General features: G+C 66.8%; 23 protein-coding genes. 10 read left to right on the top strand and 13 right to left on the bottom strand.

From position 1 onward, the window contains the following. Positions 1-981 precede the first annotated feature (981 nt). Positions 982-1,314: a non-histone chromosomal MC1 family protein gene (locus NO360_RS07645; RefSeq protein WP_256307054.1), complete on the bottom strand. Its 333-nt coding sequence runs from the start codon at positions 1,312-1,314 to the stop codon at positions 982-984. A gap of 320 nt (positions 1,315-1,634) precedes the next feature. Between NO360_RS07645 and NO360_RS07640 the strand changes: the two genes are divergently transcribed. Next, entirely contained in the window at positions 1,635-1,832 is a 198-nt protein-coding gene (locus NO360_RS07640) for a hypothetical protein (RefSeq protein ID WP_049987936.1), read from the top strand. 78 nt (positions 1,833-1,910) lie between these two features. Continuing rightward, on the top strand, positions 1,911-2,969 hold the full coding sequence (locus NO360_RS07635; protein ID WP_256307053.1) for a quinone-dependent dihydroorotate dehydrogenase: 1,059 nt from the start codon (positions 1,911-1,913) through the stop codon (positions 2,967-2,969). A gap of 14 nt (positions 2,970-2,983) precedes the next feature. Here NO360_RS07635 and NO360_RS07630 read toward each other — a convergent pair whose 3' ends face one another. From NO360_RS07630 to pheS, 3 genes are all read right to left on the bottom strand, one after another. Further along, complete coding sequence (locus tag NO360_RS07630) at positions 2,984-5,602, bottom strand: valine--tRNA ligase (protein WP_256307052.1); 2,619 nt, start codon at positions 5,600-5,602, stop codon at positions 2,984-2,986. A gap of 101 nt (positions 5,603-5,703) precedes the next feature. Continuing rightward, positions 5,704-7,461 (bottom strand): phenylalanine--tRNA ligase subunit beta, encoded by a 1,758-nt coding sequence (gene pheT / locus NO360_RS07625; protein WP_256307051.1) that lies wholly within the window; start codon positions 7,459-7,461, stop codon positions 5,704-5,706. After that, the gene (gene pheS / locus NO360_RS07620) at positions 7,461-8,999 is read right to left on the bottom strand and encodes a phenylalanine--tRNA ligase subunit alpha (RefSeq protein ID WP_256307050.1); all 1,539 of its coding nucleotides are present in this window, start codon (positions 8,997-8,999) and stop codon (positions 7,461-7,463) included. The genes pheT and pheS overlap by 1 nt, the downstream gene beginning before the upstream one ends. A 435-nt stretch (positions 9,000-9,434) precedes the next feature. Between pheS and NO360_RS07615 the strand changes: the two genes are divergently transcribed. Further along, a complete protein-coding gene (locus NO360_RS07615) occupies positions 9,435-9,722 on the top strand; it encodes an amphi-Trp domain-containing protein (RefSeq protein ID WP_256307049.1) in 288 nt (95 codons plus the stop codon). Positions 9,723-9,742: 20 nt separating this feature from the next. Here the strand turns inward: NO360_RS07615 and NO360_RS07610 are convergent, their stop codons facing one another. Beyond that, complete coding sequence (locus NO360_RS07610; protein ID WP_256307047.1) at positions 9,743-11,422, bottom strand: tryptophan--tRNA ligase; 1,680 nt, start codon at positions 11,420-11,422, stop codon at positions 9,743-9,745. After that, positions 11,419-12,579 (bottom strand): tRNA-intron lyase, encoded by a 1,161-nt coding sequence (gene endA / locus NO360_RS07605; protein ID WP_256307046.1) that lies wholly within the window; start codon positions 12,577-12,579, stop codon positions 11,419-11,421. The genes NO360_RS07610 and endA overlap by 4 nt, the downstream gene beginning before the upstream one ends. Positions 12,580-12,759: 180 nt before the next feature. Here endA and NO360_RS07600 point away from each other — a divergent pair, with 180 nt between their 5' ends. Together NO360_RS07600 and NO360_RS07595 are read left to right on the top strand one after the other, a co-directional pair. Continuing rightward, positions 12,760-13,131 (top strand): MarR family transcriptional regulator, encoded by a 372-nt coding sequence (locus NO360_RS07600; RefSeq protein WP_256307045.1) that lies wholly within the window; start codon positions 12,760-12,762, stop codon positions 13,129-13,131. Next, the gene (locus NO360_RS07595; RefSeq protein ID WP_256307044.1) at positions 13,128-13,481 is read left to right on the top strand and encodes a type II toxin-antitoxin system PemK/MazF family toxin; all 354 of its coding nucleotides are present in this window, start codon (positions 13,128-13,130) and stop codon (positions 13,479-13,481) included. Before NO360_RS07600 ends, NO360_RS07595 begins: the two co-directional genes overlap by 4 nt. A 54-nt stretch (positions 13,482-13,535) precedes the next feature. Here the strand turns inward: NO360_RS07595 and NO360_RS07590 are convergent, their stop codons facing one another. Then, complete coding sequence (locus NO360_RS07590; protein ID WP_256307042.1) at positions 13,536-14,276, bottom strand: endonuclease NucS domain-containing protein; 741 nt, start codon at positions 14,274-14,276, stop codon at positions 13,536-13,538. Positions 14,277-14,352: 76 nt separating this feature from the next. Here NO360_RS07590 and NO360_RS07585 point away from each other — a divergent pair, with 76 nt between their 5' ends. Then, positions 14,353-15,012, top strand: coding sequence for an HAD family hydrolase (locus NO360_RS07585; protein ID WP_256307041.1), 660 nt, complete (start codon positions 14,353-14,355; stop codon positions 15,010-15,012). 4 nt (positions 15,013-15,016) lie between these two features. Here NO360_RS07585 and NO360_RS07580 read toward each other — a convergent pair whose 3' ends face one another. Further along, the gene (locus tag NO360_RS07580; protein ID WP_256307039.1) at positions 15,017-17,356 is read right to left on the bottom strand and encodes a DEAD/DEAH box helicase; all 2,340 of its coding nucleotides are present in this window, start codon (positions 17,354-17,356) and stop codon (positions 15,017-15,019) included. A gap of 161 nt (positions 17,357-17,517) precedes the next feature. Next, positions 17,518-17,868, bottom strand: coding sequence for a 2Fe-2S iron-sulfur cluster-binding protein (locus tag NO360_RS07575; protein ID WP_256307038.1), 351 nt, complete (start codon positions 17,866-17,868; stop codon positions 17,518-17,520). A gap of 129 nt (positions 17,869-17,997) precedes the next feature. Here NO360_RS07575 and NO360_RS07570 point away from each other — a divergent pair, with 129 nt between their 5' ends. Continuing rightward, on the top strand, positions 17,998-18,273 hold the full coding sequence (locus NO360_RS07570; RefSeq protein ID WP_256307037.1) for a ubiquitin-like small modifier protein 1: 276 nt from the start codon (positions 17,998-18,000) through the stop codon (positions 18,271-18,273). A 129-nt stretch (positions 18,274-18,402) separates the two neighbouring features. Here NO360_RS07570 and NO360_RS07565 read toward each other — a convergent pair whose 3' ends face one another. Beyond that, on the bottom strand, positions 18,403-20,079 hold the full coding sequence (locus NO360_RS07565; protein WP_256307036.1) for an aldehyde ferredoxin oxidoreductase C-terminal domain-containing protein: 1,677 nt from the start codon (positions 20,077-20,079) through the stop codon (positions 18,403-18,405). Positions 20,080-20,207: 128 nt separating this feature from the next. Here NO360_RS07565 and lipA point away from each other — a divergent pair, with 128 nt between their 5' ends. The 3 genes from lipA to NO360_RS07550 all read left to right on the top strand — a co-directional run bounded on the left by lipA (position 20,208) and on the right by NO360_RS07550 (position 22,769). Then, entirely contained in the window at positions 20,208-21,140 is a 933-nt protein-coding gene (gene lipA, locus NO360_RS07560) for a lipoyl synthase (RefSeq protein WP_256307035.1), read from the top strand. A 43-nt stretch (positions 21,141-21,183) separates the two neighbouring features. Beyond that, positions 21,184-21,825, top strand: a complete 642-nt coding sequence (locus tag NO360_RS07555; RefSeq protein WP_256307034.1) for a helix-turn-helix domain-containing protein — start codon at positions 21,184-21,186, stop codon at positions 21,823-21,825. A gap of 140 nt (positions 21,826-21,965) precedes the next feature. After that, a complete protein-coding gene (locus tag NO360_RS07550) occupies positions 21,966-22,769 on the top strand; it encodes a winged helix-turn-helix transcriptional regulator (RefSeq protein WP_256307033.1) in 804 nt (267 codons plus the stop codon). Positions 22,770-22,799: 30 nt separating this feature from the next. On the opposite strand, the gene NO360_RS07545 is transcribed toward NO360_RS07550, so the two are convergent. From NO360_RS07545 to NO360_RS07535, 3 genes are all read right to left on the bottom strand, one after another. Then, on the bottom strand, positions 22,800-23,867 hold the full coding sequence (locus NO360_RS07545; RefSeq protein ID WP_256307032.1) for an amidohydrolase family protein: 1,068 nt from the start codon (positions 23,865-23,867) through the stop codon (positions 22,800-22,802). 147 nt (positions 23,868-24,014) lie between these two features. Beyond that, positions 24,015-25,838 (bottom strand): ABC transporter substrate-binding protein, encoded by a 1,824-nt coding sequence (locus tag NO360_RS07540; RefSeq protein ID WP_256307031.1) that lies wholly within the window; start codon positions 25,836-25,838, stop codon positions 24,015-24,017. A 95-nt stretch (positions 25,839-25,933) separates the two neighbouring features. Beyond that, a complete protein-coding gene (locus NO360_RS07535) occupies positions 25,934-26,923 on the bottom strand; it encodes an ABC transporter permease (RefSeq protein WP_256307029.1) in 990 nt (329 codons plus the stop codon). Positions 26,924-26,966 lie beyond the last annotated feature (43 nt).

Raw genomic sequence — 26,966 nt, 5'->3', positions numbered from 1 at the left:
GGAGAGAATCACCAATCATTGCGTGGTCCGTTCAGTGGTTCAGTGGACACCAGACAGGTGTCACCGAACCACCAAGGCTAACATCAGATCCCATCTGTACGGCGGACCGCAGGGGTGGAATCCTCATCTCTTGCGGACATAAGCGTACGTCGGACGGAGCCATAAAGGCTCCGATCCGGGTCGCTTGCCGACCGAAGTCGGCGTGTCCGAGTGGGCGCGGAGTTGAACCGAACCCAATCGCGGTGTGTCTTTCGCATTCATCCGAACTGGACTTGAACACTTAAGCCCATCGTATCGTTCCCGGCTCGCGTTCGAGCCGAGACGACGAGGGCGCGTTCCGAGTCCAGGTCGTCGAAGGTCCCGTCCGGGCCGTCCCGGCCGGGCTTCCGCGTATCTAAACGAATGCCGGGGTAACATAAAAGGCCGTCGAACCGTCCCCGCCTCGTTATGCGATTTCACACCCCGGGAAACGCGAAAATCATCTCGGCACACGCGAGCGGAGGGCGTCGATCGACGCCGAGCACGAAAAGCCCCCGACGTGTCCCGGATCGGCGCCGACGAAATCGAGAAATGAAACAGTCAGTATTTGGATAATTTGGCGTCGGTATCGCTATTTCCGCTCGGATCGACGGCCGAATCGGACGCGACTGCGACGGTCGGTGACCGAACGGACACAAACGGGGGTTCAGCGGACGGCGGAGATCCGTCGATGGACAACGCAGATCGCCGCAGGAAACGTGTATCGCGCGGTCGGAGGCCGACACGTCATCCCACGCGTTGGGCGTGCGGTCGAGTCGGGTGGTAACCGCGCAGTAAACAGTCGAGACGGCATCGGGAAAGCGATGTCGGATGCGGATGAGACCGACGTTCGAGAGCGTTCGGCTGCCGACGGGCGCGACCGAGAGGACAGGAGAGGCCGTGGGACCGAAGCCCAGCCCTAACGAGCGGCGTAGCTCGGGGTCGCGCGGGCGCGCTCGGAGATTACTTCTCGATGTGCTCGATCCCTTGCTTGGAGACGTTCCCTCTCGTGACTGTCGAGACCTCGTTCTGTTGCATCCACCCCGGCTTGTCGTTGGGAGCTGTGTCCCGCCACGCCCACGCGTCGTACACGTGCACGCGGTCAGTCCCCCGTTCGAGCAAGCGGATCTCGGTCGCGTCGGCCTTCGCCTCGTCCTCGGACTCGTAGGAGTCGTAGCCTTGGAGCCGGCGAGCGGCTTTGAGCGCGGCCTGTCGGGGCATCCGGCCGGTGAACTGTTTGGTCTTTTCGCCGTTCTCGAGCATCACGAAGTTCCGTTTACCGTCCTCTCGTACCATCGGTGTAAACCTCTATGTCAAGGATGCACATAGTTTGGCATAAATATATCGGCAAAATCGGCTGCGGCGCCGGGGTTCGAACCCACGGACTTTCCGACACGACGATTGCACCGGGCGCGTTCCGGCGGGCAGGAGGACAGCGGGGAGCGCGCGAGACGGTTCGTCGCGGTGCACCCGAATTCACACCGTGCTGTGGGCCGGGGAACGACTGCACCGACCGTTCGAACGAGACCGGTATCCACGCTTTGCGGCCGGATGCGGGGGAGTCGTAAACAACACTTATGTATATGCTGCGGCGAACCTTCGCCTAGACAGCTCCGATGGTTCGGAAAAAGAAGCTCAGCCCGAGTGGCGCGAAAGACGAGGACGGCGAGTACCACAACGTCCACGTGAACCTCCACGAGGACGAACTCGCCGTGGCCGGAATGGAGATCGGCGACGAGGTGTTCGTCCGAGTCCGGGACGGCAAAATCATCATCCAGAAGGCGGACCCCGACGCGGTCGAACACGACTTCTGAGACGCCGATGACCCGAGGGACCGATCGGTCGACACGAACGCACCGGGCGAACCGAACGCGACGCGTGGTGGTACTGTGATGCGCGCGGCGTACCGCGTTCTCAGACCAGCGCTCTTCTCGCTCCCCGCGGAGACCGCACACGGAGCGGTACACCGCGGTCTGCAGGCCGTACAGCATACTCCCCTGGAGGACCGCCTCCGCGAGCGACTCGCCGTCGACGACGACCGACTCGCCGTCGACGCGTTCGGCCACGCGTTCGGAAATCCGATCGGCGTCGCCGCCGGATTCGACAAGAACGCCGAACTGCCGTCGGTGCTCGGCGCGCTCGGCTTCGGCCACGTCGAGGTCGGCGGCGTCACCGCGCACGCGCAGCCCGGCAACCCCCGGCCGCGGATGTTCCGCCTCGTCGAGGACCGGGCCATCGTCAATCGGATGGGCCTCAACAACGAGGGCGCGGACGCCGTCGGCGAGCGGCTCCGGACGAGCCCCGACCCGGGAATTCCCGTCGGGGTCAACGTCGCGCTCTCAGAGGCGACCGACGCCGCCGACGCGCCCGCTGACTACCGCTACACCTACGAGCGGGTCGCCGACGTCGCCGACTACCTCGCGGTCAACGTCTCCTGTCCCAACAGCGAGGGGATGCGCGAACTCCAGAATCGCGACTCCCTGGAGGCGATCCTCGGCGAACTCGTCGATGCCGGCGCGGAACCGCTGCTCGTGAAACTCTCTCCGGACCTCCCCGAGCCCGCGATCGAGGACGCCCTCGCCGTCGTCGACGACTTCGAGCTGGACGGCGTCATCGCCACCAACACGACGACCGACCGGCCGTCGGGGCTGCAAAGCCCGAAGCGGGCAGAAAAGGGGGGGCTCTCCGGGAAGCCGATCGAGGAGGGGGCGACCGAGATGGTCCGGTTCGTCGCCGAGCGAACGGACGTTCCGGTCGTCGGCGTCGGCGGCGTCTCGGACGCCGCGGGCGCGTACGCGAAGATCCGTGCCGGGGCGAGCCTCGTGCAACTGTACACGGGGCTGGTCTACGAGGGGCCGACGCTCGCGCGCGACATCAACGAAGGCCTCCTCGAACTCCTCGAGCGTGACGGCTTCGCGGACGTCGAGGAAGCGGTCGGCGCGGACCTGTAGGACGAGAAAAAAGCTCAGTCCTCGCGGTAGACGATCACGATCGCGTCGCCGGCCTCGACCATCTCGCCGTCGCCGAGGTACTGTCGCTCCTCTTCGATCTCGAACATCTCGGGAGCCAACTCGACGCCGGCGACGTGGAGTTTGCCGTCCGCGGTCTCGTAGTCGCCCTCCGCGAGCGCGGCCTCGATGTCGGAGACCTGACTACCGAACTCCGGACCGACCAGGGAGTAGTCGAGGTCGACGCCGGTGACGACCGACTCGACCGCGGGGCGCTCGTCGAGCGTCGCCAACTCATCGACGTGCATCACGCCGGAGATGTCCGCCTCGAACCCAGAGATGTCGCCCCAGACCTCGACGCGGTCGAGTTCGGCGTTCATCGACAGCTGTTCGTCGCTCTTGTACTTCCGGAGCGCGCCGACGACCGCCATCGCGGTCTCGCCCGCCTCGAAGTCGGCGTCGACGCCGAGCGGTTCCGGCCAGCCGCTGTTGTGGACGCTCTCGTCGTCGTCGTACATATCGTGCCACAGCTCTTCGGTCGCGTGCGCGAGGATCGGCGAGAACAGTTCGAGGAACCGCCGGTGAGCGACTTCGAGCGTGTACGCTGCGGAGGCGTCGCCGTCGCCCTCGCGGACGCGCTGTTTCGCGATTTCGAGGTAGTCGTCGCAGAACGTGTGCCAGAAGAACCCGCGGAGGCCGTCGCGGGCCTTCGAGAACTCCCGGCTCTCGAAGCGATCGGTGACCCGCTCGATCTCCCGGTCCAGGGAGGCGAGCAGCCAGCGGTCGAGTTCGGTGAGGTCGTCGTGGTCGAACTCGGCGGGGGCGTCCGCGGTCAGGCTCTCGACGAGTTTCGACGCGTTCCAGAGCTTTCGGAGGAGCTTCTCGCCCGCGCGCAAGCCCTTCTCCGAGTAGGGGAGGTCGTCGCCGACGGCTGACCCCGCGGCCCAGTAGCGCGCGGCGTCGACCGGGTACTTCGAGACGACCTCGTCGGGCGCGACGATGTTCCCCTTCGATTTCGACATCTTCTCTCTGTTCTCGTCGAGCACCATCCCGTTGATCATCACGCTGTCGAACGGCACCTCGCCGGTGTGCTCGTAGCACTTCACGACCGTGTGGAACAGCCAGAAGGAGATGATATCGTGACCCTGTGGGCGGAGATCGAACTGGTAGAGTTCGGGATTCTCGAACGTGTATTCTCCCGCTTCCTCGTCCCAGTCCCACCCGGCGTTGATCAGCGGCGTGAGCGACGAGGTCGCCCAGGTGTCGAGGACGTCGTCCTCGGGGACGAACTCCCCGTGGCCGCACTCAGGACAGGCGTCGACCGGCGGGTCGTCGCTCAGCGGGTCGACCGGGAGCGACGCCTTCTCGGCGAGGACGACGTGCTCGCAGTCGGCGCAGTACCACACCGGGAACGGGATGCCCGAGGAGCGCTGCCGGGAGATGGCCCAGTCCCACTGGAGCCCCTCGATCCAGTTCCGGTACCGGGTGAACATCTTCTCGGGGTACCAGTCCATCTCCCGGCCCGCCTGCAGGTACTCGTCGGTCTTGTCGAGCAGTTCGACGTACCACTGGTCCTTGACGAGGAACTCGACGCTCGTCCCGCAGCGCTCGTGGACGTTCACCGTGTGGGTGATCGCGCGACGGTCCAGAAGCGCCCCGTCGTCGTCGAGGTCGGAAACGATCGCCTCGCGGGCCTCCTCGGAGGAGAGTCCCTCGTACTCGCCCGCGACGTCGGTCAGCGTCCCCGACTCGTCGATGGCGATCCGGAGGTCGAGGTCGTGGGCCTGGTACCACTCGATGTCGGTCTGGTCGCCGAACGTACAGCACATCACGACGCCGGATCCGGTCTCCATATCGACCCGCTCGTCCGCGATGATCGGGACTTCCTGATCGAAGAGGGGGATCCGCGCCGCCTCGCCGACGAGGTACTGGTTCTCGTCGTCGTCGGGGTGGACGAACACCGCGACGCAGGCGGGCAGGAGTTCCGGGCGAGTCGTCGAGATGGTGAACGTTTCGTCTTCGCCGACGACCTCGAAGGCGATGTCGTGAAAGTGGCTCGGCTGCTCGTCGTCCTCGGTCTCGACCTGCGAGATGGCCGTCTCACACTCCGGACACCAGATCGCCGGCGCGCGCTGGCGGTACTCGCGACCCTGCTCGTGGAGGTCGATGAAGGAGAGCTGGGAGATCCGCCGGACCTCGGGAGAGATGGTCTGGTACGTCTGGTTCCAGTCGATCGAGATCCCGAGGTTCTGCATCTTCTCGGTGAACTCCGACTCGTACTCCGCACAGACCTCCTGGGTCATCCGCTGGAACTCCCGGCGCTCGTAGTCCTGGTGGCGGACGTCGAGTTCCTCCTCCGCCAGGCGCTCGGAGGCGATGCCGTTGTCGTCGTAGCCGAACGGGAAGTAGACGTCCTTTCCTCTCATTCGGTTGAACCGAGCGACGAAGTCCTGCAGCGTGAAGCCGTAGACGTGCCCCCAGTGGAGGCTCCCGGATACCGTCGGCGGCGGCGAATCGATAGAGAAGGCGGTATCGGGGTCTTCTGCACCGCCCTCGTACGCGTAGGTCTCGTCGTCGACCCACCTGTCTTGCCACTTCTGCTCGACGGTTTCGGGGTCGTATTCTCCGCTCGGCATTCTCGGGAGAAGATACCGGCGGGCGGCGTGTTAAGTCACTCGATTACCGGGACTCGGTCGAGGCAGAGAACGGACGAGCGGACTCGAAGAGGACGGCGCGGCTACTCGCCGCCGAGGGCTGCGAGGTCGAACTCGAAGGCCGCCACCGGCAGTTCGAGGTCGTGCTCGACCAGGATTTCGGGATGCAGTTCGCCGACGACGCCGGCGGTCTCGCCGTCGATCACGACCGAGGCGACGCGGCCGTCGATGAACGAGGGGTGCTCGGTCGGCGGCGTCTCCAACGCCGCGTCGAAGTCGCGGCAGACGGCCTGCAGGCGCGCCTTCGCGTCCTCGTAGGTGGCGTCGTTGCGAGCGAGAACGCCCGCGACGTGCCGACGCTCGCGGACGCGGGTGTTCACGTCGTCGTCGCGCTCGGCCACGAGGCCGACCTCCGCGAGGTCCTGCGGGTACGCGCGGTGGGTGTTGTTCTCCAGGACCATCACCAGCGAGGGCAGCGCCCACGGTCGCAGAATCGTGTAGTCCTCGCTGTAGGGCTCGGTGATCCGGACCGGGTCGCCGCCGCCGAGGTAGTCGCCGCCGGCCGCGACGTTCATCCGGTCGTACGCCTCGGCCTCGCTCGTCATATGGAAGTTCAGCAGGTCCTCGAAGCCGAGGCCGGTCAGGGCGGTTCTGGTCGCGGCTTCGAGCCGCGAACGCTCGTGTCGGCCGCCGACCGTCCCCACGTCGGGGTAACGCGGTTCGAGTTCGTCGAAACCGTACGCGCGGCCGACGTCGTCGACGAGGTCGAGGGGATGAAGCACGTCCGTCCGGTACGGCGGGATCGACACCTCGTAGGCGGTTCCGCTGGCCGCCGTCTCCGCGTCGTCGTCGCGCTCGACGACCGCGCCGAGGCCGGAGCGCTCGAAGAGGTCGACGACTTCGTCGACGTCGAGGTCGACGCCCAGCATCGTCTCGATGCGGTCGTGGGAGACGGACTTCGTCTCGACCTCGAAGTCGGGTCGCACGAGGGTTCGCTGGCCCTCCGGCGACGACGCGCCGTACTCGACCTCGACCTCCTCGATCGTCGCGCCGCGCGCCGAGAGCGCGTAGCAGATGATGTTGCACATCCGGTCGATCGTCCACTGGTCCGTTCCGGTGAGTTCGACGAGCAGTTCGCGGGACTCGGTCGAGACCTCGGTCCGGCGACCGTTGATCACTGGCGGGAACGAGAACAGGCCGAGTTCGTCGTAGATCGCCGGGTAGCGGTCGTACTCGGAGACGATGTCGGCGTACGTCTCGCCGGTCGGGTGCTCTTCGAGCACCTCGGCGGGCGTCATCTCGCGATCGCTGTCCAGCGGGACGAACGTGTCGCCGTCGGGATCGATTCCCGTGTAGGTGATCGAGTTGCCGTCACCCTCGTCCGTGAGAGCATCGCCCTTGATCGCCACCAGGTCGTGAATCCCGATCGCGCCCTTCGCGCGCTTGCGACCCATCGTCGCGTGGAGTTTCTCCTGCAACTGGATCAAAGAGTCAAGCGCGGACTCGTCGAGATCGACGCCGCGGACGATCGCGCCCGTGACGTACGGCCGCTCGTCGGGGACGTCGCCGTCGACGACGTACGTGAAGTCGGGATCGTTCGTGCTCGGCACGTCGACGCCGCGGTCGTCGCCGTAGTGATACCGCAGCGAACGGGCGACGCCCTCGACGGAGAGCCGATCCAGGCGGTCGGGGCCGAACTCGAACTGCAGGAGGCCCTCCTCGGTCTCGCCCTCGAACTCCAACCCGAGGCCGAACAGATCGGATTTCAGTTCCTCGTCGCCCTTCTCCTCGTGGCCGGTCAGTTCCCGGAGTTCCTCGGGATCGATGTCGACGACAGGCATCAGTAGGTCACCTCCGCGCCGCGGAGGAAGTCAAGGTCGGCTAACGTCCCGTGCAGGTCGCGGATGTCCTCCGCGCCCGTCGTGAGCATCGCGAGCCGTTCCAGCGCCAGCCCCCACGCCATCACGTCGTGCTCGACGCCGAGCGGTTCCAGCACCTCGTCGCGGAACATTCCTGAATTACCTATCTCGATCAGTTCGCCCGTCGTGGGGTGGCGGCCGAACAGCTCGAACGAGGGCTCCGTGTAGGGGTTGTAGTGCGGCTTGAACTGGACGTCGGTGATGCCGAACTGCTCGTAGAACTCGACGAAGGTACCCATCAGGTCCCTGACTGAGAGGTCCTCGGCCATCACCCACCCCTCGATCTGGAAGAACTCGAGCAGATGGGTCGCGTCCAGCGTGTCGTTACGGTACACCTTCTCCACGGAGAAGTACCGCTGCGGGGGTTCGAGCTCGCCGACTTGGGTACCGGAGAGGTAGCGCATCGACAGCGACGTGGTGTGGCCGCGCAGCGCGATGGCGCGCGCGAAGTCCTCCGACCACGGCGAGTGGTAGCCGTCGCCGTCCTCGCCGACGCCCTCGCGGTGGGCGCGCTCGACGTTGTCGACGAGGTCGTCGGGGAGGTCCTCGATCGGCGGCACGTCCAGCGCGAAGCGGTCCCAGTGAGTCCGCGCCGGGTGGTCCTGCGGCATAAACAGACAGTCGTTGATCCAGAAGTCCGCGTCGGCGTGCGGGCCGTCCATCTCCTGGAAGCCCATCCCGACGAGGACGTCCTTCACGCGCTCGGCGGTCTGTCTGAGGACGTGCGTCTTGCCGCCGCGGACCTCCGGGGCGTCGGCCTCGACGTTGTACTCGGTGAACTCGACGTCCGCCCACTCGCCGGAGGTGAGCATCTCGGGAGTCAAACGGTCGACCGTCTCCGCGGCCTCGACGCCCTCCATCAGCGCGGTGACGCCCGCGTCGGTGAGCGCGACCGTCCTGACGGTCCGCTCGTGGCGCTCGAGGAGGTTTCGGGAGACGAGTTGGTCGAGGACGTCGCGCTCGACGTCGGCGAGCACGTCCGACGCGCTCGCCTCGCCCGCGCGGGCCAGATCCGCCAGCGCGGCGAGCGCGACGGTCTCGGGATCGGATTCGGTGTCGGCGTCGCCGTCGGCGGAGAGTTCGCCGCCGTCGATCTCCCCGTATCCCTTCCGCCCGAAGTTCGCCAGCGCGATATCGACTTCGGGGCCATCGAGGTCGGCCGTGCCGATGACGCGCCCCATCTCCACCGGCTCGTCGGCCGCGCCCGCGTCGACGGCGGCGCGGTACAGTCGCACCTCGGGGAGCCCCCTGTCGACGTACGTGCGGCCCTCCTCGGTCAGTTCGTACTCGATCGATTCCGTCTCCGTGACGTCGAGGAGCCCGTCGTCGCGGAGCTCGAAGACGGCCTGCGTCGCCGTCTCCGGCTTCAGGCCGGTCTCCTCGGCGAGTCGGTCGATCGACTGTTCCTCTGTCGCGCTCGCGGCGTTCAGCACCGCGACCTGTGGTTCGGGTAGTTTCATTGCTTCGTGAGTCTCGCTGCAGCGTCGGTCGTTGTCGCGTCTACCGACCGGCCGCCAGTTAGCAGTTCCGAAGACTACGGGCGGTCCCGAGTCGCAGGACCGCCGGCGAGCGTGGAACGCCTCGGGGGAGGACGACGCGTCCGCGGCCACTCCGGACCGAATCGAACGGTTTCGCCGACTGCGACGCCCCGTCGGAAAGGGAACGCGCCGAGTTCGTCGGATCCACCGCCCTCACGCGGTCCGGAAAAAGAAGTCGGACCCGTCGCTGTCGATCGATTGCGTGTCGACGCCGAGCGCCGTGGAATCGGGTCCGAAGCGCATACGTGAGAGAGACCAGTGGGCAGACAAAACAGTTGCGGAAGCGTGCGGTGTGGTCGCACGGAACGACGTCCGTCGGGGCGCGCGTTTATGAGTCGGGACAGCGTACCCAGTGGTATGCCCGAAGAGATCCTGTTCAAATCGGAGAGTCGTCAGAGCCGAGAAGAGATCGCGGCGTACCTACGATCGGTCGCCGACAAACTCGACTCCGGCGAAGCCATCACCCTCAGCGCCGGCGGCGAGTCGGTGACGATGGAGCCCCCGGCGCAGCCGACGTTCGAGGTGAAAGCCGAGCGCGAAGGGCCGACCGGCGCGCCAGGCGAACTGAGCATCGAGTTCGAACTGGAGTGGGACGAAGGCGGAGAAGACGACGCCGCCGCCGACAGCGGCCTGTCGATCGAGTAGCGAACGGAGGCGGAAACGACTCAGTCGTCGCCAGGTGCGACGCCCCGCCGCGGCGACTCCAGGGAGATGTCGAGACCTTCGAGGAGATCCTCGACCTCCGCGCGCTTCTCCTGGTGCTCTTCGAGGAACGCGCGCATCAGCTCGGCGGCCTGCTCCTTACAGCCGCCGCAGAGGCGCTCGCCGCCGACGCACTCGTCGTAGACCTCCTTGGCGAACTCGTCGTCGTCGCCCGCGAGCAGGTAGGCGTACAGTTCGTAGACCGGACACTCGTCGGCCTCGCCACCCAGTTCCCGCTGTTCTTCGGCCGTGTCGCGGCCGCCGGTCGTCGCCGCCTTCACCTTGTCGTAGCCCTCCTCGGGGTCGTCGAGCAGCGAGATGTGCGAGGCCGGGATCGACGAGGACATCTTCCCGCCTGTCAGGCCGGTCATAAAGCGGTGGTAGATCGACGACGGCGGGACGAAGCCGTAGCCGCCGTGGTCGAGTTCGACCTCCCGCGCGAGTTCCTCGGCCTCGCTCGCGTCGAGGTCGAAAGCGTCGACGTGCGCGTCGTAGCGGCGCTTCTCCCCGTCGATCGTCTCGACGAGCGCCTCGAAGGCGTCGTCGGTGGCGTTGAGATCGAGGAAGCGCACGCGGGGGCGGAGCGGCTCCATCCCGGCGTTTTCGAGCTTCTCGACGGCGGAGTCGCGGACCGCATCGTCGACGGCGACGCCGAGGGCGTCGAGGGCGTCGTCGTCGAGGCCGGCGAGCCACTCGCCCGCCTCCTCACACCGGGGACGCTCCGGCTCCTCGGCGTACGCCTCGCGCTCCTCGTAGACGGCCGCGACGAGCGCGCGCTCGGCGTCGTCGAGTTCGAAGCTCGCGTACGCCTCGGTCACCTTGAAGAAGCGCATCCGCGCCGCGAGGTCGCGGGCGAACCGGACGTGCGGGTCCTGGTCCGGCCCGACAGGGATGACGGTCGGCTTCGGCTCCTCCAACTGCGGGTAGAGGATGTCGGCCATCTGCGTGACCACCGACTGCATGTGCGAGACGTTGGTCTCGCCGTCGAAGCCGTAGATGCCCTGGAACTCCGAGAAGTTCGCCTTCGAGCCGAGTTCGAAGGCGAGGTCCTGGAGTTCGCGGTTGTCCGACTGGCGGTAGAGTTCGCCCTCCTCGGGGTCGAAACCGAGCGCGAGCAGGCTCAGGAGGTAATCGCGGGCGTGCTCGTCGATCTCCGCCCAGGTCATCCCGCGGGCGGCGTGCGCCTCCAGGTCGGCGATCAGCCCGTAGGCGTCTGCGCCCTGCTCCTGGTGCCAGATGATCTCGTCGAAGACGAGTTTGTGGCCGATGTGGGGGTCGCCAGTGGGCATAAAGCCCGAGAGGACGGCCGCCGGCTCGTCGTTCCGCAGGGCGTCGGCGACGGGAGAGTAGTCGCGGTGGCCGAAGATGACGCCGCGGCGCATCAGGTAGTGAGGGTTCGGAACGTCGGGGAGGACGTCGTCGAACTCGCCGATGCCGAACTCCTCGAAGAGCTTTCGGTAGTCGGAGACGGTCGAGGACCCCCACGGGTCGAGCGCGACGTCGTCCGCGCCGGGGGCCGAGTCGCTCTCCGTACCGCCGTCCGTCCGTGGCCGGGCGGTGTCGGGCGCTGCCGGCGCGTCGGTACGCGCGGTCTCGGTGACGTCGCCGTCGTCGGTCTCGCGGTCGTCGAGGTCTCGTGTCATGGGGTAACGCGGGCTACCGAGAGCCAGTCTATCTCGCCGTTCGCCGCGGTGAGCGCAAAAACCATTCGCTTCCGGACCCCGCCGGCCAGACGGACGTCGAGCGAGAGGTCCCGCGGGTAGAAGCTGTGCCCGGGAGCGGCCACGCGCACGAGGTCCGTCGAGTGACTCAGCGAGTCGACGTCGGTGAACTCCTCGTAGACGCGGAAGTCGGCGCCGAACTTGAAGCCGCTCTTCGGGACGACGCCGCGGTCCCGAAGAGCGGCGTAGGTCCGGAGTCGTCGGTCGAAGCGCTCGCCCTCCACGTCGCGACCGAGCGCCGCGACGGCGTCGGGGGCGACGTCGACGACGCCGCGCTGGGCGAGGTACGCGCCCTCGACGAGCGAGAGCTGAAGCGGCCCCGACTCGGCGTTGCGGCCGAACAGCCGCTGCCCGTAGAACTGTCGCTCGTAGAGGGTTTCTGCGGTCTCGTCGCAGACGACCCGGTCGCCGAGTAGGTCGGCGTCGACTTCAGTCGGGAGGTCCGCGGCGGCGCCCGCAGTCTCGCCGTCCCCCGCGTCGCCGATCGCCGGGTCGCCGTCGGTCTCGAAGTACGTCAGGTCGCCGTCCTCGTCGACGATCGCGAGGACGAGATCGCCGAGTGCCGACGCGGCGATCCGCTCGCGCTCGCCCGCGACGCGGATTCGATAGGCGACCTCGTCGTCCCACGGCCCCTTGCCGCGGGGGAAGACGACGAAGTGGATCCCGGCGTCGGATGCAGCGTCGGGTGCCGCATCGGAGCCCCCGGACGCGCTGCTGGGCGCATCGCCGGTTCCGCCCGCGACGTCGTCGACGCCGGGCCAGTCCTCCCGCGCGGGCGAGAGATAGAACCCGCGGTCCCGGAGGTCCTTGTAGACCGCGAACCGGAGCGTCGCGCCCGTTTTCACGAGGAACTCGCGGAAGTCCAGGCGGGGAGCGTCGGCCGCGTCCGAATCGGCGGCCGCGTCTCCTTCGTCGACGACGGCGTCGAGGTCGCCGCGGGAGAGGAGGTGGGCGGCCTCCACGGGCGCCAGTTCGATGCGGTTGCGGTCGAGCGGGCGGCCGTACCCGCGGGCGTCGTAGAACCGCTGTCTGGCGTCGCCGCCGACGCGGACCACGCCGTCGGCCAGTGTCCCGTCCATACTCTCTCTGGCGGCCGGCGGCGACATAGGGGCTGCGATCACTGGCAGTCGTCTCAATGCACACTTTCTGATCACTTCGTGGGAGAGGCCGAGCACGATACACCCGATCAGTCCTTTCAATATTCTCGTGTATTACAGTCCTAACGCTAATAACGGTTGACGGCATATTCTCAGTCACCGATGTCGATCGACCGGGATACATTCGAGAACGCGAGTGAGGACGAGCTCGAAGAGCTGTCCGTCCCGGATCGAGTGCTCGGCTTCCTCGGTGCCAACGAGGACCGCGCGTTCAAGGCGCACGAAATCGCCTCGCAAACCGGCCTCGACGAGGGTGCGGTCAGTACCGCACTCTCTCGGTTGAAAGACCGCGGTTTGGTCGAACACAAGGCGACGTACTGGGCGGTGACCGACGACGCGGACCGGATCTCCGGATACGCCGGCTACGAGCGGGCGACCGCGCTTTTCAACGAGCAGTTCGGTGAGGAAGACAAGGAGACGTGGCGCGAACACGCCCCTGACGAGCCACATCCGAACGCGGAGACCGAGCAGTGACCGACGAGGGACCTGCCCCCACCTTCGAGCGCGGTGACGTCGTCTACGGTGCCGATCCGTTCAAAGAGGGTGGCGCTGCTCGTCCCTGGCTCGTACTCTCGAATCACGAAGGTCGTCCGTTCCACGGCGACCAGTACATCGCACTGACGCTCACCTCGAAGTCGTGGATGGACGGCCTCCTCGACGTTCCCGAAGAGAGTTGGCTTCGTGGTGGGACGCCCGACGAGAGCCGAGTTGTTCCGTGGGGCGTCCAGTCGATCGACCGCGAAGACATCGATTTCTGGCAGGGACGTCTGGAACCGGACTTGGTCGACGAGGCGGTGGCCGCTCTCGTCGACGAACTGCGCTAGCGGTTTACACCCATTGGGGCTGAGCCCGGAGACACGATCACACCTGCGTCGCGGTCACCCCTCGAACGCGTCGCACGTGGCGTCCAGACACCGACGGCCGCGCGCGGTCTCGAAGACGGGGAGCCCGCAGGCGCAGTCGTCGACGACGACGCCGGCGGGGATCGCGAATGCGGTCTCGCAGTCGGGGTAGGCGTCGCAGCCGGCGAGCAGGCGACCGCCGCGACGGATGATGCGGAGGTCGGATCCGCAGTCCGGACACGTCCACTCGCCGTCGAACCGCTCGCGGACGGCGTCGTCGAGCGACTCACACGAGCGGTCGAGGCAGATCTCGAAGGCGTCGCCGGCCTCCGCGCGGATCTTCGGCAGGCCGCAGGACTCGCAAGTGTCGTCGAGGACGGTCGCACCCGCGGGGAGGGAGTACCGAACGTCGGAGTCGAGCCCGCGGACGTCGCCGCCCGCTCGGACGAGCGGTTCGCCCGTCTCGGGGTGGGAGCCGACCGGGACGCCGGCCTCGGTGACGGGATACTCGACCCACCCGGCGGACTCGTGGGAGACCACGCGGAGGACCTGCTCGCCCGCGCGTGCGACGAGGCCGAAGCCGCCCTCGTCGGTCTCGACCGTGAGTGAATCGGGACGGGTCAGCCACGCCACGGGCTGGTAGCCGTCGGCGTCGTGGACCAGCGTGGTCCGATCGGGCTTGACCACGACCGCGACGCGGCCGCGCTGGGTTCGGGCGCGAGCGCCCTCGAAGGTGGTCGTACAGTCGCCGGCGAAGACGCGGATCGTCTCTGACATACGGGGGGCCTGGCCCCGTTTTCGGTGATAAACGCTCTCACGAAGGTCTTTGCACGAGGGCGTGCGAGCACCCCGTATGGACGTGCCCGACGGCGCGGTGCTGTTCGATATGGACGGAGTGTTGGTCGATTCTGAGACGTACTGGCACCGCTTCGAGGACGAGTGGGTGTTCGCCGAAGCGATCGAGAGCGGGTCGCCCGCTCACGAGGAGGTCACCGGGATGCCGTACTACGAGATCTACGACTACCTCGACGCGGAGTACGGGACCGCGGTGCCCAGAGAGCGGTTTCTGGCGACGTACGAGGAGCGCGCGGAGTCGCTGTACGGCGAGCAGGTGGCGTTGACCGCGGGTGTCCGGGAGCTGTTCGACGCGATCCGGGCCGACGGCCGGACGCTGGCCATCGTCTCTTCGGCTCGGCGCTCCTGGATAAATATCGTCCGCGAACGCTTTGGTCTCGACCCACTCGACCTGGTGTTGAGCGCGGAGGAGATCGACGAGCCCGGAAAGCCGGAACCGCACGTCTACGAGCACGCCGCGGCGGAATTGGGACTCGATCCGGCCGAGTGCGTCGTCGTCGAGGACTCGGTCAACGGCATCGAGTCGGCCGTGCGCTCGGGGGCGTTCACGGTCGCCTTCCGCTCGACGCACAACGCCGACCTGGACCTCTCCCGCGCCGACGCCGAGGTCGGCAGCTTCGAGGAACTGCGGGCGTTGCTGCTCGATCGCGCGGCGTAGGCGGCTACGTCACGTCGACCGTCCGCGTCGCCCGAACGGGGTGCAGCGGCTCGTCGGGGAACGTCACCTCGACGACGAACTCCAGTTCCTCGGCGTTCGCGCCGAAGACGCCCACCGGGACCGAGAGCGAATCGGAGAGGTACGCCTCCTTCGTCGTCATCTCGACGTCGTTGACGGTCACGCGGACTCCCACGGCCGCGCCGCCGCCCGCGTTGCGGACGGTGACCTCGCACAACTCGTTCTCGCCGAGGGCGATACCGTCGGGGAACGACCCCCACGAGACCTCGATAGCGGGGAATTCACGCGCGTTCGTCACGATCCGCTCGGCGACGCCAGCGGAGAGCCCCGCGCGTTCGAGTTCGTCTGCTCCGGCGTCGACGACGTCGGCGGGGCTGTGGAGCCCACCCGTCGCGAGCGTCCGCGCCCGGGTCGGGCCGATACCGTCGACGGCCGTGAGGCCGACCGCGTCGCGCGGAACGCCGTGTTCGACGCGGGCCTCCACCCGTCGGGCGAGGTTCGCCGCCCGCGGCCCGGCGAACTCAGCGAGGAACTCGCGGAGCGCCGAGAGCAACCTGAGCGCGTTTTGGCGGATGATCCAGGCGTCCGAGCGGAGGTCCGCGGGCGTGCTGTTCTCCATCCCGGCGTGAAGGATCGCGAGCACCTTCCGCGGGCCGTCCTCCAATCCCGTCGACACGTCCGAGAGGACCGCGTCGACGGCGTCGGACTCGGACTGCCGCGCGGAGACCGAGTGGAACTCTTCCGCGCCGGCGACGGCCTCCAAGATGCCGTCCGCGGAGACGGTCTCGCGCTCGCAGAGGTCGTGGAAGCGTTCGGCGGTCTCCAATCGGAGGTAGTACTTCGAGGCGAGGCGGCCGAGCGCGGTCCCCCCGACCGAGAGGTCCTCGCCCATCTCGACGAAGCCGCGGGCGACGAGCGATTCGAGCGTCTCTCGCACGCGCCCGCGGAGGTTCTCGAAGTCGTACTCTGCCGGCTTCGACTTCGCGCGCTGGTAATAGAACGTCGTCTCCAGCCACGACATCACGTCGTCGAGGTCCCGGATCGTGCCCATCGCGATCTCGGCGTTGAGGTGCGAATCCAGGTCCTCCGCCAGCCGCGACTCGATCTCTTTGCCCTCGCGCAGCAGTTTTCGGTACTTGTCGGCGTCGGCGCGGTCGCAGACGACCCAGCCGTAGCCGACGTCGTCGTAGCCGGGCCGCCCCGCCCGGCCGAGCATCTGGAGGATGTCGAGCGGCGAGATGTCGACTTCGCCCTCCAGGGGATCGTGGTACTTCGTATCGCGGATGACGACGCAGCGCGCCGGGAGGTTCACGCCCCACGCGAGCGTCGACGTGGAGAACAGCAGTTGGATCTTGCCCTCCTTGAACCACTCCTCGACGCGGTCGCGGTCGTCCTTCGAGAGCCCGGCGTGGTGGAACGCGACGCCGTCGGGCGCGGCCTTGGCGAGTTCGTCGTCGGAGAGTTCCTTCGCGTCGGTGTGGAAGTCGAAGTCGCCGCGCGCGCCCATCGGGATGTCGCGCTTGGCGATCTCGTCCCTGGATTTTCCGGCGGCCCGCACGGCGTCCTGCCGGGAGGAGACGAACACGAGCGCCTGCCCGTCCTCGCGGATGTGCTCCTCCGCGAGGTCGAGGGCACTGTAGAGCCGGCGGTACTTGTCGGCGAAGGCGTTGTCGCCGTGGGTGTACGTCTTCACGTCCGCGTGGAGGTCGACCGGGCGGTATTCGTCGCCGAACTCGAAGGTCGTCTCCGGCGGGGCGTCCAGCCACGCGGCAACGTCCTGGATGTTCGGCATCGTCGCCGAGAGCGCGACGACGCGCGGGTCGCAGATGCGGCGGAGTCGCGAGACGGTCACTTCGAGGACCCCGCCGCGGGTGTCGGAGTCGAGCAGGTGGACCTCGTCGATGACGCAGCAGTCGACGTCGGCGATAAACGAGTACCGTGCGGAGTCGTGCTTCCGCGTCGCCGAGTCGGTCTTCTCGGGCGTCATCACGAGGATGTCCGCGCGCTCGGCGCGTCGCGGATTGAGGTCCCGTTCGCCGGTGACGACGTAGACGGAGTACCCCAGTTCCTCGAAGCGCTCCCACTCGGACTCCTTCTCGTTGGTGAGCGCGCGCAGCGGCGCGATGAAGAGCGCGGTGCCGCCGCGGTCGAGCGTCCGACAGATCGCGAGTTCCGCGAGCGCGGTCTTGCCGGAGGCGGTCGGCGCGGCGGCGACGACGTTCTCGTCGCCGTCGAGGATCGCCGGCGCGGCCTCGCGCTGCATCCGATTGAACTCCTCGAAGCCGAAGGCGTCGGCGAACTCCGGGACGACCTCGGTGACTTTCACGCGTCGGACCCCCGTGCGGACGGGTGGCGAACGGCGCTCGGCGGGCGGCACCGAACGGGTCGGGGAGGAGTAGAGATCGGAGCGAAACGAGTCATATCCGACACCGGGGGCTCCGGCGGCAAAGTCGTTTCTCCATCGGCGCGGACGCGTCGGCGACCGCGTCACTCTGACGACGACCCGCCGCGGCGGCCGGGGAGGACCTGCCCCCAGACGCGCTTGTCGAGCAGCCGGACGGTCATCGGCGCGTCGACCCGGATCTGACAGGAGAGCCGCGGGTAGCCGAACCGGCGCGCGGCGGCGTCGTGCCAGTGTGTCGGCTCCGGGGCGGGATCGACCTCGACGGTGCAGGTCGCACACAGGCCGCGGCCGCCGCAGTTGGCGTATCGGGAGACGGTGCCGTAGACCGGGAAGCCCCGTTCGAGCAGCGCGTCGCGGAGCACGACGCCGCGCTCGACCTCGACGGTCGTCTCGTCGTCGCCGTCGACGATCGTCAGCGAGACGGGATCGTCCATATCTCTGCGTCGGGCGCCTGAGGCCTCACTCTGTCGGCCGGCCGTGCCTCCGATCGGCCAGGGACGATCCCCGGATCGAACGCGGCTGCGACCCCACGGCTCATTAGCACCGGATCCGAAACTCCCGCTATGGAAATCGAGTGCGCCTTCTTCGGGCCGCTCCGCGAGCCCGTGGGGACGAAGACGGTCGTCGTCGACACGGACGCCGAAACCGTCGGTGCGCTCCTCGCGGAGCTCGAAGCCGCGTATCCGGGGCTCGACGGGCGACTGCTCGACGGGGGCGAGTTGGTCGGCGACCTCGTCGTGACGTGGAACGGCAGACACGTCCAGCACGAGGACGGCCTCGAAACCCCGCTGTCGGACGGTGACGTGATACGGATGACCCCCGCGGTGTACGGCGGGTAGCGTCGTCGGGCGGCGGAACGGTCGCGCGGGGAGCGTCAGTCGCCGTCGACTCGACCGTCCGAAGGGCGTCAGGCCGTCGACTCGACCGTCTGAAGGGCGTCAGGCCGTCGAATCGGAGAGTGACGGGGCTCAGTCGTCCGCCGGAGTCGCGGTCGTGCCGGAATCGAACCGACTCTCGGGAACGGTCCCGTCGTCGTTCCAGCCCCGCGCCGCGTAGTACTCCTCCAGCGACGAGTCCAGATCGGGAATCTCGTAGGGGAGGTCGTCGTCCGCGCGGTCGTACCCGCGTCGGTTGTTGAAGTGGCGCTCGCGCTCGACGACGCCGGCACCGACTTCCAGGAGGGTCTCGTAGTCGGCGTCGAAGAGCGCCTCGAACGCCTCGGGGTCGATGTAGTCCCCCGAGAACGCGCAGACGATCCCCGAGTCGCGGAACGCGCAGTAGTTCTCCTGTTCGACCAGCGTCTCGGCCTTGCCCGCGGTCCCCTCGGGATCGTGCACGCCGCTGTAGGCGAGGCCCATCATCTCGCCGTACATATGGTCGCCGCCGCGGTTCGCGACGGCGTACTGGAGGCCGAGGCCGTGCAGCACGCGGCCGTCGTGGGCGGCGAACTCCATCCCCTTCATCGTCATGTCGTCGACGCCCAGTTCGTCGTGGGCGCGGTGGACGCCCTCCGCCAGCAGGTCGCCGACGCCCTCGCGGCGGGCGATCAGTTCCGTCACCTCGCGGGCGAGTTCGGCGTTCCCGAACTCGTCCTCGCTCGCGAGGTAGGCGGCGACGGTGACGCCCGCGGAGATGGTGTCCAGCCCGTACAGGTCACAGAGCTCGTTGGCCTTCATCACGTCGACGATGTCGCCGACGCCCTGGCTCGAACCGAACGAGTAGACGGTCTCGAACTCCGGGCCCTCCGTCTCGATGCCGGCTTCCTCGTCGCGAGTCGGCAGTTTGCACGCGAACGCGCACTGCGAGCAGGCCGCCTTCTTGTACTTCTTCTCCTCGACAGCGTCGCCCCCGATGTCGGCGGCGTGTTCGAACTCGTACTCGGAGAAGTACCGCGTCGGCAGCGAGAAGTTGTCGTTGATGAACTCGGTGCCGCCGGTCGTCCCCTGCCGCTTCATATTGTCGTCGGCGGTGGCCGCCGCGCGGTGGATCTCGGCCGCGGCGTCGGCTGGGACCTCGACGGGCGGGCGGGCGTCGCCCTCGAACGTGAGGAGTTTGACGTTCTTCGAACCGAGGACGGCGCCCAGGCCGCCGCGACCGAACGCCCGGGAGTCGAACGTCATCACGCTGGCGAACCGGACGAGGTTCTCGCCCGCGGGCCCGATCGCGACGCAGTGCTCCGGCCCGAGGTCGTGGCGTTCCGCGGCGTAGTCGCTCACCTCGGGGACGAGCGCGCCTTCGAGCTCCGGCACCGGCTCGAAGGTCACGCCGTCGTCGCGGACGTGGACGGCGAGGAGTTCGTCGCTCTCGCCGACGAGTTCGAGGGCGCTGATGCCCGTGTCCGCGAAGTTCCGCGAGAGGTAGCCCCCGGCGTTCGTCGAGCAGAGGCCGTCGGTCAGCGGGGACAGCGACGTCATGTTCATCCGGCCGGTGAAGCTCATCCGGGAGTGCTGCAGCGGCCCCGTCGAGAGATACGCGCGGTTCTCCGGACCGAGCGGGTCGGCGTCGAACGGGATGCGGTCGTGCGCGAGATGCGTGGCGGTGGCCCGACCGCCGACCGTCGCGGCGAGCAGGTCGTCGATGTCGGTCCGGGTCGCCGTTCGCTCGGCGAGATCGACTTCGAGGAGCGGACCTTTGGCGTGAAGCATTTCTCGAACGTACGGCGTCGAAATAATAAGCATTTTTGGGGTGAGACTGGCGACGGTCGGGGACTCGACGCGGCCGACCGGCGCGGCGGTACCCGTAGGCTTTTGCTCGGGCGCCCGAACATAGGCGTATGAGCGGAAGGCGGAAGCCGGACTGGTTGAAGATGCGTCCGCCGTCGGGACGACAGTTCACGGACATCAAGGAGACGCTTCGCGACCGGGATCTCCACACCGTCTGCGAGGAGGCCAACTGCCCGAATATGGGCGAGTGCTGGAGCGGCCGCAACGGTCCGGGGACGGCGACGTTTATGCTGATGGGCGATCGGTGCTCGCGGGGCTGTAACTTCTGCGACGTCGCGACCGGGGGGATGGAAGCGCTCGATCCCGAGGAGCCGGCGAACGTCGCCGACGCCGTCGCCGAGATCGGACTGGACTACGTCGTCCTGACCTCGGTGGACCGCGACGACCTGCCGGACCAGGGCGCGGGGCACTTCGCGCGGACGATCCGCGAGATCAAGGATCGCGATCCGGGGATCCTCGTGGAGGTACTCATCCCCGACTTCCAGGGCGAACCCGAGTTGGTCCGGCAGATCATCGACGCCGGTCCGGACGTGATCGCGCACAACATCGAGACGGTCGAACGGCTCCAGTGGCCCGTGCGGGACCGCCGCGCCGACTACGAGCAGTCGCTATCGGTGCTCGAACAGGTCTCGGCGGAGTCCGACGTCTACACGAAGACCTCCATTATGCTCGGTCTCGGCGAGTACGACCACGAGATCTACCAGACGCTGTCGGACCTGCGGGAGGCCGACGTCGACGTCGTCACGCTGGGACAGTACCTCCAGCCCTCGCGGTCGCACCTGGACGTCTTCGAGTACGTCCACCCCGATTCCTTCGAGACGTGGCGGCGCGTGGCCGAGGAGGAACTCGACTTCCTCTACTGCGCGTCGGGGCCGATGGTCCGGTCGTCGTACAAGGCCGGCGAACTGTTCGTCGACGCCGTGCTGCGGGAGGGCAAGAGCGTCGCCGCCGCCAGACAACGGGCCCACACGGCCGGCGACTGACCACGGAAAGGCTCTCACGTACCAAGGGCGTACGCATCCGGAAATGGGATTCATCGCCGAATACACGATCGACTCGCCAGTGCTGAAAGAGACGCACGATCGCCTCCCGGACGCGGTCCTGGAGATGGAGGACCTCCAGATCCTTCAGGACGGACAGGCGAAGTACGTCTTCTGGATCGACAACGTCGATCCGGAGGCGTTCGAGGAAGCCCTGTTCGAGGATCCCTCCGTCGCGGAGTTCGCCGTTCTCACTACCGTCGGGGACCGATCGCTGTACCGCGTGAACTTCACGTCCGAGGCGAGACAGAAGATGACCTACCCGGAGGCATCGAACTTCGATATCGTCTTTCTCGGCGCTCATTCGACCGACGAAGGCGTCCACTTCCGGTCGCAGGTCCCGACCAGGGACGCGCTCTACTCGTTTCGGGAACGCTGTCGAGAGCTGGGGATCCCGTTCAAGCTCGACAGCATCTATCAGGAGGACAGCAGTGACGCGCTCGACCAGTACGGGCTCACCGATGCACAGCAGGAGGCGTTGGTGCTGGCGCACGAACGCGGGTACTTCGCGTCAACGCGAGAGGCCTCGTTGGAGGAGATCGCATCGGAGCTCTCGATCTCGCGGCAGGCGCTCGCCGGGCGGCTGCGTCGCGGCCACGAGCAACTCATCGAGAGCACGCTGTTGTGACCGACGTGGCGTCGATTTCGCGATCGGCTCCGAAAAGTAGTGATAAAACATTACATAGTAAATAGGTAGCGTAAGGTGTGACTCACGCCTTCAAAGATACAGACTGAGTGTGTGAGACGACCACGCTCGGCCGCACCAAAATGAGCAACTCACCGCTGACACAGATTCGCGACGGCACGAGCACCCGATCCCCGATTCCGAAAGCGATGATTCACAAACGGATCCTCAGCGTGGCAGAGAGAGACCCGAACGCGACAGTGGGGGAGTTGTCGAAGTCGGTAAGCGGCGCTCGACCCGACCTCGTAGCGCGAGTCCTCGAAGAGTACGGTGACCCAGGTGCCCGCGGGGACGGGACGGAGCGGAGCGACACCGCACAGAAAACCGCGACCGCCGAGACGGAGGAGGCCTCTGACGCCGACGCGGGGCGAACCGACACCGGAGCCGACTCGGAGACGACGGCCTCGATCGCTGAAGCGGACGCCGAACGGGAGCAGGCACTGAGCGCCGAGCAGTACGAGGTCCTCGCGGCGATCCGGGAGCACCCGAACGCGACGCAGCGTGACCTCGCCGACCTCGTCGACGTGAGCTGCGCGACGATCAACAGGCGCGTCAACTCCATCGAGGGGTTCGAGTGGGACGAGCGTGCGGCGTTCGCGACGGCGGCACTCGACGGGGAGGAGCCCGGACGACCGGACGGAACGCGAAACGGCTGGGAGCCACCGCTACCCGGAGCGGACGGGCTCTCCGAAGCGGACGGATTCTCCGGAGGAGAGTCGACCGAAACGGAGGACGATCGGTGTCCGGCGAATACCGGGGAATCCGGCGAATGTCTCTTCGGTGACGTCGAATTGACACATAAGGTCGTTCACGCGTGTATGGCGTCGGACCGGATCACCGAGGCCGAGGAGATGAAAATCCTGCGTGCGGTCATCGAGCACCGATAGGGACCGGGCGAGGGCTATCGAACTCGGCCGCTATTTGAACTCGGGGAACAGCCGGCTGTGGGGGACGTCGAGGTCGAGCAGCCGAACGGCGTTGCCGCCGAGGATGAGGTTCAGGTCGTCCTGCGGGAGATCGGTGTCCAGCGCGAACTTGAGCAGTTGCCGCTGGTTAGCCCCCCAGTAGTCGGGCTGATGCGCCGGCAGTCCCTTGCTCGAGATCTGCTCCCAGTACGTCGGCGGGTACTCGTTCGGCTGGCTGTGCTGCACCATCGACGCGCCCCAGTCGCTCCCCCAGAGGAGCTGGTCGATGGCGATGTTGGGGTCGTTGATCGGCTTCTTCATCAGTTCGCCCCAGTAGAGCCCGATCTCGAGGTACACGTCGTCGAAGGTGCCCGCCACCTGCGTCACCTTGTCGACGTAGTCCTCGCGCCATCCGGCCTGCATCCCGCCGTGATCGAACACGATCGGGACCTCCGGATACTCGGCTTTGAGCTGGGACGCGAGCGTCGGGTCCTGCCAGTCGGGGTAGAGATGAAACAGGTGGTTCCCGCCGTATCCGGACGTGTAGCCGGTGTGCCAGCGGACCGGAACGCCGTGGTCGGCGGCCACGTCGAACACGTGTCGGAGGTGTTTCTTTCGCTCCCGCCACGGCACGGGTTCGGTCCGCGTCGGGTCCCCCCGAATCCCCTCGCCGGTCATCACGAAGCCGTCTTTCGAGAGCCACTCGTCCAGTTCGTCGGCCGCGGCCTCCCAGGACCACGCTTCCTCGCCGCGGAGGGCGCGTTTCTTCGTCTGTACCGGGGCCGCCGCCGCGACGAACTTCTCCGGGTTGGCCTCGATCATCTGCCGGTTGAGCTCGTTCGTCATCCCGAACGCTGACAGGAGAACGCACATATCCACGTCGTAGGTGTCCATGTCGTACAGCAGCCGCTCCGAGTTGTCGTACACGACGACGTCCGTGTCCTCGTCGGCGTCGTCGGCCATCACCGCCGTTTTCATCGCGTCTGCGAGGTTCGCGTAGTCGCCCTCGCCCTCCCCGATCCGGACCGCGTGACGCTGCGCGTGGCAGTGAGTCTCCACCACGAATCGTCCTAGTCTCATTACGTGTGGTCAGCTACCACACACACTAATAGCTCTTTCGCGAGGGTCGTAAATTCGGTAGTTTCGAGCCCGCTACGTCCAGAATAACCGCATCGAACGCGGCGGAACAGAACCCGTAACGGAGCCGGGAGGAGCGCCCGCGTCCGCTCAGTTCCCGCCGGCGTACTCCCCGTTCTCGTCGAGGCACGGGAAGTCCTCGCCGGTGGGGTTCTCGCCCTGCGGCCACAGCGGCGAGAGGTCCGCGTCGGCGGGGTACCGGAGGTTGTCGTTACCGTCCCATCCCCATCCGTTCTCCGACAGCAACTCGCGGGCTCCCTCGACGTCGCCCTCCGGGTCGTCGGTGAACTGCCCGAGGCGGTCCGCCGGCGGCCGCCAGGGGTGACTCTCGGTGAACACGCAGGAGGAGTACTCGATCTCGCCCGCGCCGCGCCACACGATGTCGTGGATCTGCTGTCTGTTGAACGACATCCCGAGCGCCTGCCGGAACTCCCGGAACTTCACGGGGCTCTGTGGGTGCTGGGGGTAGAGGTAGAACCCGGTCGGCTCCGCCTGCTCGACGAACGCCACCGAATCGCCCATCGTGTCGCTCAACTGCTCCTGGGTGCTCGGCCCGATCTGCGACACCATATCGAGGTCGTCGTTCTGGAAGGCCTGAACGATCGATTCGTTGTCCGCGAACGCTTGGAGCAACACGTTGTGGCCGACGTCGTGGACGGGGTGTCCGTCGTGCGGAGTGAGCCGCATAAACGAACCCCGCTGGATGTCGTCCACCTGGAAGGGCCCGGAGCCGATGATCGGATCGAAGTCGAACTCTCCCGCGTTCCCCACGGCGGCGCTCCAGGTGTCGCGGTGGAGGATCCCCCACCTGCCGAACGTGTTTCGGATGAGCGGTCGGAACACCTCCGAGAGGGTGAATTCCACCGTACTCTCGTCGACGACCTCGATGCTCTCGTAGGGCGGGGAGGTCGCGGTGGGGAAGATGCCCGCGTTGTCGGAGATGAACTCGAAGGTGAACTTCACGTCCTCGGCGGTGATCGGATCGCCGTTGTGGAAGGTCGCGTCCCTGAGCGAGACGGTGAGCACGAGGCCGTCGTCGGAGGTCTCGATGCTCTCTGCGAGCATATTCTGGAGGTCGTAGTTCTCGTCGAACTCGACCAGCGTCGAGTGGACGAGGTGACTCCACGGGGCCGTCACCGTGGGGCTCGTCGACGTGGGGAAGTTCGTCGTCTCCAGCAGTTGCGGATCGACGTGCGTGCGGAGCGTGTCGCTGTTGGTCGGCGTGGATCTGAAGAAGACGTACGGGTTCACGAACGGCTTCAGCCCCGCGTCTCCGGTGCCGCCGATCTCGACGTTCGCCGGTCTGTAGGCGCCCGTCGTCACCCTGGGGTGAATCGGGATGATGTAGGCGTCCTCGGCGGCCGTCCCCAGCGCCGAATTCACCAGCTCGCGCCGTTCCTCCTCGGAGGTGGCGCGTCGTTGCGCGAAGGCGGCATCGGTGTACTCGCAGTTCGCGTAGTTCGCCGGGTTCGCACCGTCGGCCCCCGCGCGGTCCGCGGTGAACTGCGAGACGAGTTCGTCCGGATCGAGGCGGGACGGCGGCGAGGAATGCGTCCAGTACTGGAGGTGCGAGCGTCGGGCGTCCGAGAACGCGTTGCTGTTCTGGGTGGCGAAGTCCGTCGGGAGAATGTTCAGCGAGATGCCGAGCTCCTCGACGCCGTTCTGGAACTGGTTCAGCGAGTTCTCCATCAGCGTCGAACTCGTCCCGATGTTCGCCCAGTATTCGATCGCAATCTCGGGCACGCGTTCGCCGAGTTCCTGTTGGTCACCGCCACCCCCGCCGCTGTCTCCGCCATCACCCCCGCCATTACCGCCCTCGTTACATCCGGCGAGACTCGCGATCCCGACGCCACCGAGCATCTGAAGCACGCGCCGTCGCTGTACTGATCCTCGGTTTTTGTCACTCTGTGACATACACTTTGAACTCCCTGATAGTTAATGAATGTTGTGGGGCGAAACAGCGAGAAACAGGCGTTACAGGCACTCAAAACAGGATTCGGGTCGAAAGGCTACTCGTCGACACTGACGCGCGGATCGATCACGCCGTAGAGGAGGTCCACGCCGAAGTTGGCGACGATGATGAATCCGGCGACCAGGAAGAACACGAACTGGACGACCGGGAAGTCGCGCGCCAGCACCGCCTGGACCAGCGTGAACCCGATACCCGGCCAGTTGAACACCGATTCGATAAGTACGAGGCCGCCGAGTGCTCGCGTCATCGACACCGGATACAGCGTCACGACGGGCAGGATCGAGTGCTTGCCGATGTGTCGAAGCTGACGCGACTTCGGCAGTCCCGAGAGCCGGTGATAGAACGTGAACTCCTGTCCGATGGTCTCGACGACGCTCGTCCGCATAATCAGAAGCGGCAGGTAGGTGTATCTGATCACGATGACGGCGAAGGGCAGCATATAGTGCATCGCGAAGTCGCTCGTGAGATACGGCCGCCAGAAGGGAGCGTCCCTGAACTGCGTGTACGTGTCCGGCGTGATCATCCCGAACGACGGGAACCACCCGAAGTACCCCGAGAACACGACGATCGCGACGATCGCGAGGAAGAACGACGGGACCGACGCGAAGAGGATGAACGGGAGCAGTCCGTGCTTCTCCAAGGTGCTGCCGCGTTGCGTGCCGAGGATCGTTCCGTAGATCGAGCCGATCACGTACGCCGCCGTGATCGCCGGGGCGATGAGGACGAACGAGTTGAAGATCCGGATGCCGACGTGCTCGATGACCGGCGTTCGGAACTGGATCGACGTGCCGAAGTCGAAGACGACGAAGTTCCCGAGATATCGGAGGTACTGAACGTACAGCGGATCGTTCAGCCCCCACCGATCGCGGAAGGCCATAACCGCCGACTCGGACGCACCCTGCTGCAGCATAATGTCGGTGAAGCTCCCCGGCATCAGCCGGAAGAAGAAGAACAGGAACGTCAGGAGGAACCAGAGGAGGACCACGGTCTGAACCGTCCGGTACGCGAAGTATCGCTTGCGGGTCATCGGGCTGTCCCTCCGTCGTCGGTCGGCACACGGTGAGCCGGGA

The organism is Halobellus litoreus, assembly GCF_024464595.1.
In the GTDB taxonomy this organism is placed as follows: Archaea; Halobacteriota; Halobacteria; order Halobacteriales; family Haloferacaceae; genus Haloquadratum; species Haloquadratum litoreum.
The sequence above is the reverse complement of the archived record's forward strand: the minus strand, read 5'-3'. Positions and strand labels throughout refer to the sequence as shown.

Excerpts from the sequence above, each read along its gene's own strand:
- NO360_RS07645 (WP_256307054.1), bottom strand. The coding sequence starts at position 1,314 with ATGGTACGAGAGGACGGTAAACGGAACTTCGTGATGCTCGAGAACGGC.
- NO360_RS07640 (WP_049987936.1), top strand. The coding sequence starts at position 1,635 with ATGGTTCGGAAAAAGAAGCTCAGCCCGAGTGGCGCGAAAGACGAGGAC.
- NO360_RS07635 (WP_256307053.1), top strand. The coding sequence starts at position 1,911 with ATGCGCGCGGCGTACCGCGTTCTCAGACCAGCGCTCTTCTCGCTCCCC.
- NO360_RS07630 (WP_256307052.1), bottom strand. The coding sequence starts at position 5,602 with ATGCCGAGCGGAGAATACGACCCCGAAACCGTCGAGCAGAAGTGGCAA.
- pheT (WP_256307051.1), bottom strand. The coding sequence starts at position 7,461 with ATGCCTGTCGTCGACATCGATCCCGAGGAACTCCGGGAACTGACCGGC.
- pheS (WP_256307050.1), bottom strand. The coding sequence starts at position 8,999 with ATGAAACTACCCGAACCACAGGTCGCGGTGCTGAACGCCGCGAGCGCG.
- NO360_RS07615 (WP_256307049.1), top strand. The coding sequence starts at position 9,435 with ATGCCCGAAGAGATCCTGTTCAAATCGGAGAGTCGTCAGAGCCGAGAA.
- NO360_RS07610 (WP_256307047.1), bottom strand. The coding sequence starts at position 11,422 with ATGACACGAGACCTCGACGACCGCGAGACCGACGACGGCGACGTCACC.
- endA (WP_256307046.1), bottom strand. The coding sequence starts at position 12,579 with ATGGACGGGACACTGGCCGACGGCGTGGTCCGCGTCGGCGGCGACGCC.
- NO360_RS07600 (WP_256307045.1), top strand. The coding sequence starts at position 12,760 with ATGTCGATCGACCGGGATACATTCGAGAACGCGAGTGAGGACGAGCTC.
- NO360_RS07590 (WP_256307042.1), bottom strand. The coding sequence starts at position 14,276 with ATGTCAGAGACGATCCGCGTCTTCGCCGGCGACTGTACGACCACCTTC.
- NO360_RS07585 (WP_256307041.1), top strand. The coding sequence starts at position 14,353 with ATGGACGTGCCCGACGGCGCGGTGCTGTTCGATATGGACGGAGTGTTG.
- NO360_RS07575 (WP_256307038.1), bottom strand. The coding sequence starts at position 17,868 with ATGGACGATCCCGTCTCGCTGACGATCGTCGACGGCGACGACGAGACG.
- NO360_RS07570 (WP_256307037.1), top strand. The coding sequence starts at position 17,998 with ATGGAAATCGAGTGCGCCTTCTTCGGGCCGCTCCGCGAGCCCGTGGGG.
- NO360_RS07565 (WP_256307036.1), bottom strand. The coding sequence starts at position 20,079 with ATGCTTCACGCCAAAGGTCCGCTCCTCGAAGTCGATCTCGCCGAGCGA.
- lipA (WP_256307035.1), top strand. The coding sequence starts at position 20,208 with ATGAGCGGAAGGCGGAAGCCGGACTGGTTGAAGATGCGTCCGCCGTCG.
- NO360_RS07555 (WP_256307034.1), top strand. The coding sequence starts at position 21,184 with ATGGGATTCATCGCCGAATACACGATCGACTCGCCAGTGCTGAAAGAG.
- NO360_RS07550 (WP_256307033.1), top strand. The coding sequence starts at position 21,966 with ATGAGCAACTCACCGCTGACACAGATTCGCGACGGCACGAGCACCCGA.
- NO360_RS07545 (WP_256307032.1), bottom strand. The coding sequence starts at position 23,867 with ATGAGACTAGGACGATTCGTGGTGGAGACTCACTGCCACGCGCAGCGT.
- NO360_RS07540 (WP_256307031.1), bottom strand. The coding sequence starts at position 25,838 with ATGTCACAGAGTGACAAAAACCGAGGATCAGTACAGCGACGGCGCGTG.
- NO360_RS07535 (WP_256307029.1), bottom strand. The coding sequence starts at position 26,923 with ATGACCCGCAAGCGATACTTCGCGTACCGGACGGTTCAGACCGTGGTC.